The organism is Psychrobacter sp., from assembly GCF_035469765.1.
Taxonomy (GTDB): Bacteria; Pseudomonadota; Gammaproteobacteria; order Pseudomonadales; family Moraxellaceae; genus Psychrobacter.
Genome location: NZ_DATIRM010000367.1, coordinates 20,509 through 36,383, shown reverse-complemented (window position 1 = coordinate 36,383; position 15,875 = coordinate 20,509). Strand labels below are relative to the sequence as shown.

The window sequence follows — 15,875 nt, the reverse complement described above, 5'->3', positions numbered from 1 at the left end:
GGTGCAAATTTTTCTTGCTTGCTGTGCCTACGCAGACAGAGGCTGCAAAAAATTTACACCAGCAATACTGTAGCGACTTTAAAGTATTTCAACTATATTAATAGGTTTTGGTCACAAGCGTTCACTCAAAACCGTTTTATTTATAGTGATGGGCGTTATACTAAACTAGGCTTTTTAATTAATAAAGAAAGAGATTGTTTAACAAAAATAGCAGGATGATGACTAAAAAGAGTCAAGGAAGATACATGAGTTTATGCAATATCATAAGGTTAGATGGTTATATTCAAAGCAGTTATTTAGCAGTATATCCAGATAAAATCTTACTACTTGACGGCTGCTGCCGACCAGATGTCACAATGGTGCTTGATTATATTCAAACTAAGCTGAAGCGACCGATAAGTGACTTGAAGGTTGTGATGGTGACTCATATGCATCCTGACCATGCAGGGGGCGCGCATAAACTTAGGCAAGAGACAGGCTGTCTGCTTGTCTCTGCGGACAAAACAAAGCAATGGTATGGTGGCGTGGGCGGGCGCGTCATGCATCTGGTAGATATCGGTTTGGCGCATTATGTTGCCAGTCGTCAAGGGCGTGAGCCGACGAGGCTTTGGTATCCGGCGCATCTTAAGCCTGATTTGACAGTGAGCGACGGGGACAGTATTCCCAAATTTGAGGATTGGCAAGTACTAGAGACACCCGGTCATACCGACCGTGATTTGTCTTTATTTCATAGTCCAAGTCGCCAAGTCTATACTGCTGACCTAATTATTAAACTGCGTCATAAATTTGTCGCACCATTTCCTATTTATGATCCCAAAGTATATATTCAATCATTGCAAAAGATAAAAGATTTGCAGCCAAGCAATGTTTTGATGGCACATAGTTACGAGTTGGATATTGATGCCGCGACTTTTGATAAGCTGATTGCTCAAGCACCCAAGCATAGACGTACGATTAAAGACACCATTAAGCACAAGCTGCTTTGGCGTCAAGATAAAAGCTTTCCTCTCAGTAGACGTAAACGCTAAATTATTCATAGTATAAATATGAATTATCTAATTTGCCGATAGTTACTAAAGCACTATGGTTGTTAAATTGAATCGACTCTAGTTATAGAAAATAGCTAAAAAAAAGAATAAAAAAAAGCCCAATCGTTTAATGATTGGGCTTTCCTAAATATGGTGGGCCGACCGCGACTCGAACGCGGGACCAATTGATTAAAAGTCAACTGCTCTACCAACTGAGCTATCGGCCCTGAGCGAAGATAAGGTTCTATCAGCACTAGGTTTGAACTTACTACTAAAGAATTTACCTAAGGTGAATTCTAACAGAAAATCTCTTAAACTTTCTAGTTTATTAAGTCACTACCGTATAGGGCGGTGTACCTAATAAAGATAATACTAAATATGGTGGGCCGACCGCGACTCGAACGCGGGACCAATTGATTAAAAGTCAACTGCTCTACCAACTGAGCTATCGGCCCTGAAGAGTATATAAAAAAGCATTGCTTTTTAACTCTACAAGAGAAAATTCTTTTAATCGAATTTTCTGTAAGCTTAATTTCTTTAAGTATTAATAAATTAATATTAAAAAAGGTATGAAGCTTGTTTTACATTTAGATAATTTGTATCTCTAAACGTGAGAGCACATTATATATATTATTAGGACAATTACAACCCCGAATACTAAAAAAAGTGCAAATCTTTGCGAATTAATCCACATTTTCTCAATTTATCCCTTAACAGGTCTTTAGACTACCTAAAATCTTATCAATTAAGTATTTTAAAAGCTTATTTCTTAATATTGTGCTCAAAATTCTTTTAATCTCTCGAAAGTGCTTCGACCGGATCTAATTTGGCAGCATTACGCGCAGGTAAGAAACCGAATATAACGCCAATCAGTGTCGAGCAAACAAAGGCTGCAACGATAGAAGTTGGGGAATAAATGACTTTGAAACTGTCACCGCCAACACTATTAATTAATTCACCAATGGCAAATGCCAATCCAATGCCAATTAGACCCCCTAAAATACAGACCAAAACTGCCTCAATCAAAAACTGCTGCATAATATCGCTTTGGCGTGCGCCCACTGCCATACGTACGCCAATCTCATTGGTGCGCTCGGTGACAGATACCAGCATAATATTCATGACTCCAATACCGCCTACTATTAAGGATATCACTGCAACTGACGAGATAAGCAGAGTCAGCGCACCTGTAGTTGATTCGATGGTTTGACGAATAGAGTCTGAGTTACGTATTTGAAAGTCTTTTTCGCCGTGGCGACCTTCTATCAAATCGGAGATAGCAGACTCGGCTACGCTTGAAGAGATATTGTCATCTATCAAAGCTACAAAGCGGTCGATATTAGTACTACCTGTAATACGTGACATCACAGTGGTGTAGGGCATATATATGGTGGGCGTAGTAATATCTTGTCCAAAGCCACCATCATTTTCTTCAAGCACGCCAATCACTCGACCAGGTACACTGCCAATCAATATCACCTCACCAATAGGGTTATCAAGATCAGCAAAAAAGGTTTGTTTGGCATTGTCATCAATAATAATATCTTGGCTGCGTAAGTTAATGCTTCTTGCATCAAAACCTTGACCAAATGCCAATGTCTCACCAGTGACTTCTAAGTAATCTTCACCAATACCATTGACTGTAGTGTCTTCTTGTACACTTCGATAACGAACGCTGGAGTTGGCATTAACTTGAGGACTAACACTAACAATATAAGGCTGATTGCCGACAGCTTGTGCATCTTCAGGAGTAAGGTTGTTATCATTGTAACGGCGTCTAGGGTCGCCTCTAGGGTAGCCATCGCTGACGGTGATGGTATTAGTACCTAATGAGCTGATATTAGCGAGAATCTGCTGCTGAGAGCCTTGACCAAGACCTACGATAGATACCACAGCGGCGATACCGATGATAATACCTAACATGGTCAGTAGGGTACGCATTTTATGCGCTCGCATCGCAAGCAAGGACATCTTAAACGCTTCAAGCAGACGATCAATAAAACTGCCAAATGCACTTTTACGATGAGTACTGATAATGGATTTTGGCTGTTTATCTATCTGCTTGTAATGCTCAGTTTTATAATCAGCGATGACATAGCCATCTTTGAGTTCAATCACGCGCTCAGCTTGTGCAGCAAGATTGGGATCATGGGTAACCATGATGATGGTATGACCTTGAGCGTTCAGGTCATGCAATATCGCTATTACATCTTCGCCGGACTTGCTATCTAGGGCACCCGTTGGCTCATCTGCCAAGATAACATCGCCACCATTCATCAAGGCCCGAGCGACAGAGACGCGCTGCTGTTGTCCACCCGAGAGCTGATTGGGGCGGTTGTTGACTTTATCACCAAGGCCTAAGTCGGTTAACAGTTTTTCGGCGCGGTTGATGCGTGCTTCAGTATCCATGCCAGCATATACAGCAGGGACAGCGACGTTGTCTTTAGCACTGATATCACCAAGCAGATGATAACGCTGAAAAATAAAACCAAAGTGCTCACGACGTAACTTGGCAAGTTCATCGGCGTCTAGCTTACGTGCTGACTGACCATAAATCTTATAGTCACCGGCAGTTGCTTGATCTAAGCAGCCCAAAATATTCATCAAGGTTGACTTACCAGAGCCAGATTGCCCAATAATTGCGACCATTTCACCTTGATTAATTGTTAGGTTAATATCGTGCAAGACACGAATGGTTTGCTCACCAGCAGGGAATTCTCTGATAATGCCAGACAACTCCATAATAGGTTTGTCAGATGAGGTGTGGTTATCTGGTTTTATTTCTGCAGGATCGTTGGAATTATTGGCAGAGGTATATTGACCTAAGTCCTGGGCCATATTACTTTTAGGCGACTGTTTAGAAGATTGGGATATAGTCATAGCAATGTCTTTAATAAAGGGTAGTAAGCATCGTTATAAAAGGGCGATTGCGCTCAAGCCCCTTTTTGATCAATATACACAAAGAGTAAGTTACATTCTTGGGGGACCACCAGATACACGACCACTACCTGAGTTTTCAGCGCTTTCTTCACTGATGATGACTTCTTCCCCTGCTTTTAAACCACTTAAGATTTGCGCTTTCACTCGGTTGTCGATACCTACTTTTACGGCTCGTTCTTCTACACTACCGTCATCTTTTAGCACACGTACAAACTTGCTCGTTTTCGCTTGACCAGTCCCTTCGCTTTTGGAGGGTTTATCTTGCACAACCGTTGATGGCACCAGCAGGGCATTTTTAGCTTGGTCAATGATGATATATATCTGAGCTGTCATATCAATTCGAAATAATCGCTCAGGATTTGGCACTTCAACATAACCGACATAATAGATAGCAGCATCTGTTGAACTGGTACTACTGATTTGTTCAGGAGCAGGCTCAATAGCAGTCAATATCGCATCATACTGCTGATCTGGATTACCGATGATATTGAAGTAGGCGGGCATACCAGCACTGACATTGATGACGTCAGCCTCGGATATTTGCGCATTAATGCGAACAGTCGATAAATCTGCGAGAGTGACAAGAGTTGGTGCGGTTTGATTGGCGTTGACGGTGGTGCCTTGTTCAGTTGTGATCGACACTACCGTACCTGATATAGGCGCACGGATAGTGGTATAGCTGAGATCTTCCTCAGCAGTACTGACGTTGGTCTGTGACTTACGTAGCGCGGCCTGTTGGCTATTGATATTGGCCTCTGTCGTAGCAATCGCTGCCTTAGCGGTATCGATGCCAGCACGTGCATTGGCAACGGCTGCTTTTGCCGTCTCAACACTGGTCGCTTGCGTGTCGTATTCTTGCTGCGAGATAGCATCGATAGCGACTAAATCTTGCAAACGGGCAAAATCAGACTGCGCTTGCTTAAGCTCAGATTGACGACTGGCAAAATCGGCATACGCGCTTTTTAAGCTAGCTTGTTTGCTCAACGCTTCCGCTCGTGCACTCTGTAGTGCTGCCTCACTTTGTTCGAGGCTGGCTTGCTCATTACTCAGGCTGTTTTTTTGGGTAACTTGATCAATTTGTGCGATCAAATCGCCTTGTTTTACTTCATCACCAACCTCAACATACAGACGTTTTACTTCACCAGACACCTGTGCACCGACATCAACGGTATTTAACGCTTTGACTTTACCCGATGCCATGACGTTGTTTTCAATGTCACCAAGCTCGACGGTTGCGGTCAGATAGTTGGGTGTAGTCTCTTTTGGTTTTAAAAAAGTATAGGATAAAGCACCTAGTGATATGATAACTAAGGCGATAATGCCCCATTTGATAGCAGACTTTTTGCTCATTTTGTGCATGACAACAATCCAATCACAATTAAATCAAGTGTAGATATAGTAGAGACTTCATGTGCAAAAGGGAATGGTAATTAGTTTACAAAAGGTTAAGGCGTATGTAGGACAGATAAAAGTACAGAAATTCAGCGGCTGCCAATGTATGGATATTGGAGAAGAGATGCTCAGAAAATGATAGGAAAATAGAGGGTTTTAGACAGAGTTTTCAGTGCGGCAGATTCGATAAGGGAAGTGATAAAGAGGAGCGATTAATCACGAAGTACTATCGCATAGCAAATAAGCGCTTACCTGCTAGTTCAAGCGCTGCCTGTAATAATAACTCCCATGCTGGCTGGCGAATAAGGCCTTTGATGGCTTGGTCACAACGATAGAGCAGAGCAGGCCATTCGGTAGTTTGGGATTTTGACTGACGGCGGCAAGCTTGTTGGTACAAACCTTGTTTGCTACGCCAAATGCCCAATGCTTGTGGGTCTTGCCCATCCATCAATTGTATAATCTGACGCATGTCTTTACTGATTGCCCAAAGTACCAAGGTGGTGGGCTCATCCGTGGCTCTAAGTTGAAAAATGATTTTGGCAACTTGGGCGCTATTACCGGCAAGCATCGCATCGGACAAATCAAATACGCTAAACTGCGCATCACTGACCAATGCCGCTTGTAAATCATTAATATCTAGTGCTACCTGCGATAGGTGCGCGCTAGATTTACCATTTTCTTGAGTGGCGGCATCATTATTTGCCATTAGCTGTGGGGCAAATAAATAGGATAAGCGCCATAAGGTTTGATAGGCACTGAGCAAATGATGTTCGGTATGTGACATTAGCAGTTGCCAAGCTTCTTGCGATAACTTTAAGCCAAACTGCTGTGCTTGTATTTGCAACAACTGCTGACGCTGCTGCTCATTATACAAGTTACAGTCGATGACATGACCATATTGAGCAAATGGCGCAAACCACTTACTGCTTTGGGCGCGTTTGTCTTGTTTAGGCGTGAGCCACAATAAGCTGTGACTGTGCGCACCGGTTTGAGCGTCCTGTGCAAAGCGCTCAAGCTCTGTGATGACAGCCTTATCAGGTTTATGGTTGCCTGTGACAATCAAGGCACTAGCATCATCAAATAAAGACTGGCTACCAAGCTCTGACAATACTTCTTGCCAACTCTTAACTGATATCAGCTCTATACGCTTGATGGCATAATTCTGCGCACGCCAATGCGGGCGCAGCGCATCAATAAGCCATTGACTGAGTAATGGCTCATCACCATGTGCCAGCCACAAGCCTGCTACAGCAACTGAGGATTGCTGTAGCTTTGGGTAGGCTTGTATAAAAGTATCTTGCATAAAAGGCTTAAGTACACAGGGTTATGGATATAAAAAACGCTAAAACTATACTAGTTAACATTATGGATTGGGTACGATAATCGCTGTAGAGCCTGTACCTTTTATGCTAGCCCCTTTACTGATTTGCGCAGAGGTAGTGGCGCTGGCAGGTGTCACCTTTGGCAGGGCAATCGCGACATATTGATCGGTGATACGTCTTGCTAAGCTGTCATAGAGCCATTCACGAATTTGATCGCCTTGCTGATCGTCGGTACTCACTGACGCTTCGTTATACTGATAGCTACGCTCAACCTGAATAGGATTGGTGAGCGTTACAGGCTTACCATTATCCATGCTTTGATAGCTGACATCAGCTGATATCACCAAGCGAATTTCTGTCAATACACCGACCAATTCATAACGCTTAAAGCGTAAGTTGTTGACGGTAATCGCAGCGATGGTTCCAGCGCCTACGTTTTGATTGTTACTAGCAACATCAGCCAACGTCATATTAGTAATTACATCAACGCCCAATGCCTCTAAGCGCTTTGTGAGTGGCAGCTTTAGTGGGAATGCGGTGCGATTGTCTTCAATAATTACCGCGGTCTTCGCCACATCAAACAGCATAGGCGCATCATAACCGCGTAACTGAAAGCCGCAACCGCTTAGACTGGCAGTCGCACCAACTATTGCGAATATTGGCAAAGATGCAAGTAATGCGGTCGCTAGTTTCTGTCTATTCGACTTATTAGGCATGTGCTTTTTCCCTTACATGTTGTTTGATATGACGGCATAGCACGGTGCTTATCCGTCATAATCGCTATTCTTATTGTGATAAGAAAACCTAAAACATCCGCGTTTAATTATTCCTAGCCTGCAACCACAATATTGACCAGTTTATTCGGTACAACGATTTCTTTTTTGATCTCACCGGTCAGGAACTTTGCTACGCTCTCAAGCGCACGTGCCTGTGCTTTAAGAGTCTCAGGGTCGCTATTTGGTGCCACATCCATCTTACCGCGCATTTTACCATTGACCTGAATCACCATGGTAATCATGTCTTGTACCAGTGCGCTTTCATCGACAGAAGGGTAGTTTAAGGTGACGGTATCAAGTCCTAATTGCTCAAGTAAGTGCTCGCCAATGTGTGGCGCATATACCGACAGCATAATCAATAAATCAGTCAAGGCTTCGTGCTGGACTTGCAGATCTTGTTCACTGCTTGCTTTAAAGTTGCTCAGCTCATTAGCAAGTTCCATCAAGCTAGAGACAGGGGTATTTAGTGCTAGGCGTTTACCCAAGTCACTATCAATCTTGCCGATAGTTTCATGCGTTTTACGGCGCAAGGCTTTAGCTTCTTTGCTTAAGCCATCCGTATTTAAGGTATCACTATTGAGCGATTCAAGACTTAAGTTGGCATCAATTAACGCTTGAATATGCTCAGAAGCAATGCGCCAGACTTTTTTAACAAAGTTATAAGGACCTTTGAGCGCGTCATCTGACCATTCAAGCGTTTGATCGGCTGGGGCTGTAAACAAAGTATATAGACGAACGGTATCAGCGCCATATTTATCAATGGTTATCTGTGGATCAACACCATTATTTTTTGATTTAGACATTTTTTCGATTTTGCCAATCGTTACCGGCTGTCCATCTGCTTTTAGGATGGCTTTAATCGGTTGACCACGCTCGTTAAAGTCAATATCGATGTCTTTGGTGAAGTAATAGGTGGTACTGCCATCAGCATTAACGCGGTAGAAAGTACCCGCAAGCACCATACCTTGGGTCATCAAGTTGGCAAATGGCTCATCACCTGATACCAAGTTTTCATCACGCATGAGCTTATGGAAGAAGCGCGCATATAGCAAATGCATAACGGCGTGCTCAACACCGCCGATATATTGGTCAACTGGCAACCATTTATTGGCGGCAGACTTATTGACCATATTGGTCGTATCATTTGGGCTAGCAAAGCGGGCATAGTACCAGCTTGATTCGACAAAGGTGTCAAAGGTATCGGTTTCGCGCTCAGCAGGATTGCCACATTTAGGACAAGTCGTATTGACAAATTCTGGGATGTTTTTTAATGGATTGCCGCGACCGTCAGGGACGACGTCAGTTGGTAAGACAACCGGCAAATCTTGTTCTTCAACGGGCACAGTACCGCAATGCTCACAGTTGACCATAGGGATAGGGCAGCCCCAATAGCGCTGGCGCGAGACACCCCAATCACGTAGACGGTATTGAATTTTTTTCTTAGCAAGAGATTGCAGCTCAAGCTTAGCAAGCATGGCTTCAAACGCTTGCTCAAAATCCATGCCATCAAATTCGCCTGAATTGACCAAGGTATTACGCTCGGTATAAGCACGATTGTCGTCGTCAGCTTCCACATCATCAAAATATCCTGCAGGGATGTCGATAACCTGCTTAATTGGTAGGCTGTACTTAGTGGCAAACTCATAATCACGCTCATCATGAGCTGGCACTGCCATCACTGCACCTGAGCCATAGCTCATAAGCACATAGTTGGCAACCCAAACAGGCACTTCTTCACCCGTTAATGGATGGGTCACAGTAAGACCAGTATCTATACCGACTTTTTCGGCTTTAGCAAGGTCTGCCTCAGCGACTGAGCCTTTTTTGCAAAGAGCACAAAAATCTGCAATCGCTTTATTATTCTCAGAGGCATATTGGGCTAAAGGATGCTCTGCTGCTACTGCGACATAAGTCACACCCATCAAGGTATCAGGACGAGTGGTAAAGACGTCTAAGCTATTACTTTGACCAGCTAGCTCATAAGGGAAATGCACTTCCATACCTGAGCTACGACCAATCCAATTGCGCTGCATGGTAATCACTTCAGATGGCCAATGACCCTCTAGCTGGTCCAAATCATCAAGCAGCTCATCAGCATAATCAGTGATATTAAAATAATACATCGGAATGTCGCGCTTTTCGACCATCGCGCCACTACGCCAGCCTTTACCATCGATGACTTGCTCATTGGCTAGGACGGTATTGTCAATCGGATCCCAGTTGACGGTCGCAAGCTTTTTATAGACCAAGCCTTTTTTATATAACTGCAAAAATAACCACTGTTCCCACTGATAATATTCAGGGCTACAAGTGGCAAATTCACGTGACCAGTCAATAGACAAGCCAAGCAGTTTTAGCTGCGCGCGCATGCTGTCAATATTTTCAAATGTCCATTTGGCAGGCGGCGTCTGATTGGCAATCGCGGCGTTTTCTGCTGGCAAGCCAAAACCATCCCAGCCCATTGGCTGCATGACCTCATAACCTTTGAGGCGATAATAACGGCTCAGTACATCAGAGATGGTATAGTTGCGCACATGCCCCATGTGCAGCTTGCCGCTTGGGTACGGGAACATAGACAGCATATAACGACTTGGCTTATCACTTGGCTCATTACTCACTTCAAAACGCTTGTCCGTTGCCCATTTGGCTTGCTGCTGCGCTTCGATAAGTTGCGGCTGGTATTGGGCATTGTCGATAGAAGTATTATTAGTATGGTTAGTATTAGCAGTTTCTGCTGTCACGGCGTTGCTCATAGTTGGCTCGGAATTGGTTATTACAGATAAATGGGGTGAAATTTTATAATGCCATAGCATAGCGTAATTTGGCGAAAATTGCGACGATATGATGCCGCCTTTCATTGATTACCTAGTGGCTTTTCAGCTTATATTCGCCGCTTGCTGATATCCACATTTGACATGCGCCAGCTTCAGGCATTATTTGAGTATAATAAACAGTAACGTTCATTGACGAGGAATTTTTATGACCATTACCATTTACGGTATCAAATCTTGTAGTACTATGAAAAAAGCCTTTACTAAGCTTGATGATTTAGGCGTTAGCTATAACTTTCATGATTATAAAAAACAAGGTATCGATAAAGATAGCGTTCAGCGTTGGGTTAACGAGCTTGGTATTGATAAAGTATTAAACAAGCGCGGCACAACATGGCGTAAGCTAGAAGATGCTCAAAAGAAAGCGGCGGATAGTGATGTGGCTAAAGCCATTGACTTGCTTATTGAAAATGCCAGTATGATTAAGCGTCCGATTGTAGAGGATCAGTCAGTATTGCTATGCGGTTATGATGAAGCCGAGTTCGATACAAATTTTTCTTAAAGAAAGCGGTTTTTTGAATTAAAACAGCCCGAGCTTGCCATTTAAGCTCGGGCTGTTTTTAACCAATTATTATGGCGTCTAGTTTGATAGTAAGTCCAAGTCGCGACTGATTAGCGTACCAACACCTTCGTTGGTGAAAATCTCCAATAGCGTCGCATGTGGCACGCGACCATCAACGATAACGGCGCTTTTGACGCCGCTACGAACCGCATCAAGCGCACACTGAATTTTAGGAATCATGCCGCCTGAAATCGTACCATCTTCAATTAAGCTGTCCACAGTCTTAGGCGTCAAACCAGTCACTACTTCGCCATCACGTCCCAATACCCCTTTGATATTGGTTAGTAGCATGAGTTTCTCTGCCTGCAAGAATTCTGCGACTTTACCAGCGACCAAATCCGCATTGATATTATAAGTATTGCCTTCTGCATCGACGCCAAGTGGGGCGATAACAGGAATAAAGTCAGAGGCAATCAGCATATTAATGACGTCTTTATTGACGCTCACTACGTCCCCGACAAAACCCAAATCTACCGGTACAGCAACACCGTCATCACCGATTTTTTCCATCATCAGTTTTTTAGCTAAGATTAAATTGGCGTCTTTACCAGTCAAACCGATAGCGCAGCCGCCATGTTTATTGATTAAGCTCACAATCGATTTATTAACATTGCCGCCAAGTACCATCTCGACGATATCCATAGTGTCCTTGTCAGTAACGCGCATCCCATCGATACGGTCTGAATGACGCCCAAGCTCTTTTAGTAAATTATCCACTTGTGGACCACCGCCATGTACGACCACAGGGTGCATACCAACGGTTTTGAGTAGGACGATATCACGGGCAAATGAGCTTTCAAGCGCAGGGTCAGTCATGGCATTACCGCCGTATTTGACCACGATGAGTTTATCGACAAAGCGTTGAATATAGGGCAGGGCTGTGGTCAAGACTTCAGCGGTAATTTTGGCTTCATCTAAATTCAATGTCATTATAAACTCCTAAAATACGGTGTTAAGCGGTTGGTTGTTGCTATAAAAAATCATGACTAACAAAGCTACATTTGTGATAAAAAGCAGTTTTGATAACTGGCTACTGAGGAGCAATAGCCACAATCTGCGCCGCTAGATTTTCATCAAAGGGACGACATAGCGCGGCAAATTTTGCTTGAATATCTTGTAAATGTGCCATGCTATCCCCTGCAAAGCGAGTGGTTAAATTGTGACTGGTGTTTGATTGACGTATGACTCCAAAACCATGGGCGAAATCTAGACGTACACCATCAATACAGCTGAGTGTTGTGCCAAGTGGCAAGAGTTCTTTTGCTTCTTCTAAAGTTATAAAGTATTTTTGAGCAGAACACGTACAATGTACTGACGAACAGTTGATGACGGCTTGATAATTAAGATGAGTCCGGCAAAGCGCTGTGGCAGTTATAAGTTGTTGCAAATACATGCATAGTCGAGTCAGCTGCTCAACGATTGAGCAATCCGTTGAAGTACTCACTGGCAGCGGTAAATAATGATCGGCAGTACTGACAATATCTGGCAAGTTACTGATAATATCAGCAAGATTTTGCGTAGTGTTCAGATTACTAGCAGTCTGCGCCGCCAACCAATGCAGCAGTCTGAGAGCGGCATACATGGCATCATCATAAACAATAAAATGGTTGTCATTAAAAATAAAATGCCCTGATAGCTCGCCAGCAAAGAGGATTTGTCCAGCAGAATGATGTACCTGTCGGCGCATCAGACTGCTACCGGTTTTACTGATGATGGGCGCTGCACCGAGCCCAGTTAGTAGCTTTGGCAAGTGATGCGAGCATTTAATATCAAAGAGAACCTGCGGTACAGTATTTGACTGTTTTAAAGCAGTTGGACGCTGAGTGAGTGCCACCTTTGCTAATAAGTAAAGCAAGTGATCGGGCGTGACCATTTTGCCATTATTATTGACAATCATTAATCGGTCGCCATCCCCATCAAAGGCGATGCCTATATCTGCCTGATGGTTGAGTACGCTTTGCTGCAACTGTTTGAGACGATGCGGCTCAGCAGGGTCAGGATTGCCAGCAGGAAAATCTCCGTTTGCGACGTCATTGAGCATGATGACACTTTGGCAATATCGCTCAAATAATTGCTGAGCGATGTTGCTGGTGGCACCATGCATACAGTCGATAACAACCATTAAATCAAGCTTAGTAAAAGGCGATTGGTTATCTGTCGTATCACACGGATTAAAATTACCAATAGATGCTTTAGAATTATGCGGATAAAGGGCTTCGAATACCTGCGCAATGGCATTAACATAAGCGCTTGCCACTTGCTTAGGTAACAAATAGGTTTGTTCTATAATATGGCAAGTTTCAGCTACATTTAGTGGTTTATTTTCTTTATAAAAAACCGTTTTTTGCAGTCCATGCTTAAACAAGCCACTTTTTGCAAGCATGCTGTTGTCTACAGGGCGTTCAGTTAGCTGCTGATGAATCACTTGCTGGTAAAGCGCCTGAATCTCTTCAACGCTAGGAGATTGATGGTTGACCAACCACTTAACACCCAAAATATCTTTGGCAGAATGACTGGCAGTCACAATGATACCGTGACCTTGATATTGCCCTGCCCAAAATACCATCATAGGAGTGGTGATCAGTCCCAGCTGGACAACTTGTAAGCCGCATTGGGTCAGTCTAGTGGCAAGTTTTTGAGCAATGATATCGCTATCATGACGTACATCATAGCCAATGACGACGATGTTATTTTCGTTAGCACTATCTTTCTGAGATTTATAAAGATGCGAAAAAGCATGCCCCAAGGCTTGGATAAAGTCAGTGGTGAAATGCTGGCGCGAACCGCGAATATCATAAGCACGAAATAAGGATTTCTGCGCAGCAAAAAACGGCATTACTGACTCTCCTTATATCGTGATTAATAGGATGAATAAAAAAACAAATAGCCCAAGAGATGTAGCTGATAATTAGTTTAAAACCGCTACTATTGGCGACCTGAATGTCCAAAACCGCCAGCACCACGTGCACTGGTATCACTAAATTCTGTCACGACTTCAAATTCAGGACGGGCAACAGGGACAACCACATATTGTGCCATGCGTTCGGCTGGATTTAAGATAAAATCTTTATTACTGCGATTCCAAATACTGACCATCAGCTCACCTTGGTAGTCAGCATCGATAAGTCCAACCAAGTTACCCAAAACGATACCATGCTTATGACCAAGACCTGAGCGCGGTAAAATCATGCCAGCATAGTTAGGGTCTTGGATATAAACTGCCAAACCAGTACCAATTAAGTGCGTGGCACCCGCTTTAATCGTTAAAGGCTCATCAATACAAGCACGTAAATCAATACCAGCACTGCCATCAGTGGCACGTGTCGGTAAAGAAAATGCGGCATCTTCGGTGATTTTAGGGTTTAAGACTCTAACTTGTACAGCTTGCATAACACACTCACTTAACGATTTAATGGTTTTATAAACAGAATGAATCTAATTTTTTAAATATAATTAACAGCAACTATTATCAACAATAGCTGCTGATTTTTAACTTTTAGTTTATAACTTTTAACAGGCGATTGATTAAAGAATCAGTACACTTGCTAAGCCCAGAAATGACATAAAGCCAACAATGTCTGTCACCGTGGTTAGGATAACGGAGGCAGACAACGCCGGATCAATATTCATGCGCTTTAGCATCAGTGGAATACTAATGCCCGAGACATTGGCAGCGGTCATATTAATCGCAATCGCTAAACCGATCACTGCACTAATTTTAATGTCATGAAACCATAATTGCGCAATAAACGCCATAATTATCGCCCATATGATACCGTTTATAGCCCCAACCCACAGCTCTTTATTTAACAACCATAAGCGGTTAGAGCCACCGATTTGTCCCATTGCCATACCGCGAATGACGACGGTAAGCGTCTGTGAGCCTGCAATGCCGCCCATACTGGCGACCACGGGCATAAGAATCGCCAGTGCCACCACTTTTGCCAGTACCGCTTCAAATTGACCAATCACCGCGGCGGCTAATAGCGCCGTACATAAATTGATACCAAGCCAAATACTACGGCTTTTGGCACTGGTTAAGATGGGCGCAAACAGCTCTTCATCTTGACTGACACCTGCCAAGTTTTTCATGGTGCTGTCGACATCATCTTGAATAATTTCCATGATATCTTCACCGTTTAACTGACCAACCAGCTCGCCATGGCTATTAATCACCGGCGCAAAACGAATGTCCTCTGAGCGGAAAATCGCTGCCGCATCTTGAATGTCCAAGCGATCGTTGATGGTGATTGCACTATCAATCAAATCGGCAACTAAGGTATTTTGGTCATGCTTAATCAAATCAGCCAGACTCAATAAGCCAAGCAGTTGCTGGCTTTGATCGACGACCAACAGCTCTTGGCTTTCATCATCGAGCAGGTCAATATCTTCGCGCAGCCAGTTTTGTACCTCAGCTAACGTTATATCTTCTCTCACCTGAATCAGATCAGGGTCCATATAACTGCCGACTTCCCAGTCGTTATAAGTATCAAGCTTGTTGACCTGAACTCGAATATCTTCATCCAAGGTTGCCATTACCGAGGTACGCACGCTTTCGGTAACCGTATCTAAAATCTCAGAGATATCTTGCGCATCAAGGTCTTGAGTAAACAGCGATATCTCTTTTGAGGAGATATTTTCTAGCAGCGGCAGGCGGGTATCAAACTCTAATTCAGCAAGCACTTCACCTTTGATATTCTTTGGTACTTGCGCCCAAATCAGGAGTCGATTTTGGGTAGGAAACGACTCTAATAAATTGGCAATCTCATATTCTGACTGCTTTTCTAAAAACTCAGTAATTGCTTTAAACGCCTTGTCAGCCACCAATTCCTGCAAGTACAGCAGCTTATATTCAGCGCTAGATTTAGCTGGATTATAAGCAATTTGTCTTGTCGATGGTTGTTCAGAATTGGGCGTCGAGTTGGGCATAAATGTTCCAAGTTTTGCAAAAATATTCAATAGTAATGGCTAAAGTATAGGTTTAACCTTCAATTCATTAGCTGTATTTATCAGCTGTTTTTTTA

At 43.3% G+C, this 15,875-nt stretch carries 12 protein-coding genes and 2 tRNA genes; 3 read left to right on the top strand and 11 right to left on the bottom strand.

What is annotated here, in order from left to right:
- Together VLN09_RS10185 and VLN09_RS10180 are read left to right on the top strand one after the other, a co-directional pair.
- On the top strand, positions 1-219 hold a 219-nt coding region (locus tag VLN09_RS10185; RefSeq protein ID WP_325246174.1), incomplete at its 5' end, for a hypothetical protein.
- Between the two features lie 26 nt (positions 220-245).
- Complete coding sequence (locus VLN09_RS10180; RefSeq protein WP_325246172.1) at positions 246-1,028, top strand: MBL fold metallo-hydrolase; 783 nt, start codon at positions 246-248, stop codon at positions 1,026-1,028.
- A gap of 151 nt (positions 1,029-1,179) precedes the next feature.
- Here the strand turns inward: VLN09_RS10180 and VLN09_RS10175 are convergent.
- From VLN09_RS10175 to leuS, 7 genes are all read right to left on the bottom strand, one after another.
- Positions 1,180-1,255: transfer RNA gene (locus VLN09_RS10175), tRNA-Lys, on the bottom strand.
- A gap of 152 nt (positions 1,256-1,407) precedes the next feature.
- Positions 1,408-1,483: transfer RNA gene (locus VLN09_RS10170), tRNA-Lys, on the bottom strand.
- 337 nt (positions 1,484-1,820) lie between these two features.
- The gene (locus VLN09_RS10165) at positions 1,821-3,770 is read right to left on the bottom strand and encodes a MacB family efflux pump subunit (protein ID WP_325246180.1); all 1,950 of its coding nucleotides are present in this window, start codon (positions 3,768-3,770) and stop codon (positions 1,821-1,823) included.
- A 228-nt stretch (positions 3,771-3,998) separates the two neighbouring features.
- On the bottom strand, positions 3,999-5,327 hold the full coding sequence (locus tag VLN09_RS10160) for an efflux RND transporter periplasmic adaptor subunit (RefSeq protein WP_325246170.1): 1,329 nt from the start codon (positions 5,325-5,327) through the stop codon (positions 3,999-4,001).
- Between the two features lie 259 nt (positions 5,328-5,586).
- Positions 5,587-6,663 (bottom strand): DNA polymerase III subunit delta, encoded by a 1,077-nt coding sequence (holA, locus tag VLN09_RS10155; protein ID WP_325246168.1) that lies wholly within the window; start codon positions 6,661-6,663, stop codon positions 5,587-5,589.
- A 60-nt stretch (positions 6,664-6,723) separates the two neighbouring features.
- Entirely contained in the window at positions 6,724-7,398 is a 675-nt protein-coding gene (gene lptE, locus VLN09_RS10150) for an LPS assembly lipoprotein LptE (RefSeq protein WP_325246166.1), read from the bottom strand.
- A gap of 113 nt (positions 7,399-7,511) precedes the next feature.
- Positions 7,512-10,211, bottom strand: coding sequence for a leucine--tRNA ligase (leuS, locus tag VLN09_RS10145; RefSeq protein ID WP_325246164.1), 2,700 nt, complete (start codon positions 10,209-10,211; stop codon positions 7,512-7,514).
- A gap of 226 nt (positions 10,212-10,437) precedes the next feature.
- Between leuS and VLN09_RS10140 the strand changes: the two genes are divergently transcribed.
- Positions 10,438-10,791 (top strand): arsenate reductase, encoded by a 354-nt coding sequence (locus tag VLN09_RS10140; RefSeq protein WP_325246162.1) that lies wholly within the window; start codon positions 10,438-10,440, stop codon positions 10,789-10,791.
- Between the two features lie 78 nt (positions 10,792-10,869).
- Here the strand turns inward: VLN09_RS10140 and argB are convergent, their stop codons facing one another.
- The 4 genes from argB to mgtE form a co-directional block, all read right to left on the bottom strand.
- Positions 10,870-11,781, bottom strand: a complete 912-nt coding sequence (argB, locus tag VLN09_RS10135; RefSeq protein WP_325246160.1) for an acetylglutamate kinase — start codon at positions 11,779-11,781, stop codon at positions 10,870-10,872.
- 100 nt (positions 11,782-11,881) lie between these two features.
- Entirely contained in the window at positions 11,882-13,687 is a 1,806-nt protein-coding gene (locus VLN09_RS10130; protein WP_325246158.1) for a phosphomannomutase, read from the bottom strand.
- An 89-nt stretch (positions 13,688-13,776) separates the two neighbouring features.
- Entirely contained in the window at positions 13,777-14,241 is a 465-nt protein-coding gene (gene dut / locus VLN09_RS10125; protein ID WP_325246156.1) for a dUTP diphosphatase, read from the bottom strand.
- A gap of 135 nt (positions 14,242-14,376) precedes the next feature.
- Positions 14,377-15,780, bottom strand: coding sequence for a magnesium transporter (gene mgtE / locus VLN09_RS10120; protein WP_325246154.1), 1,404 nt, complete (start codon positions 15,778-15,780; stop codon positions 14,377-14,379).
- Between the last annotated feature and the right edge of the window lie 95 nt (positions 15,781-15,875).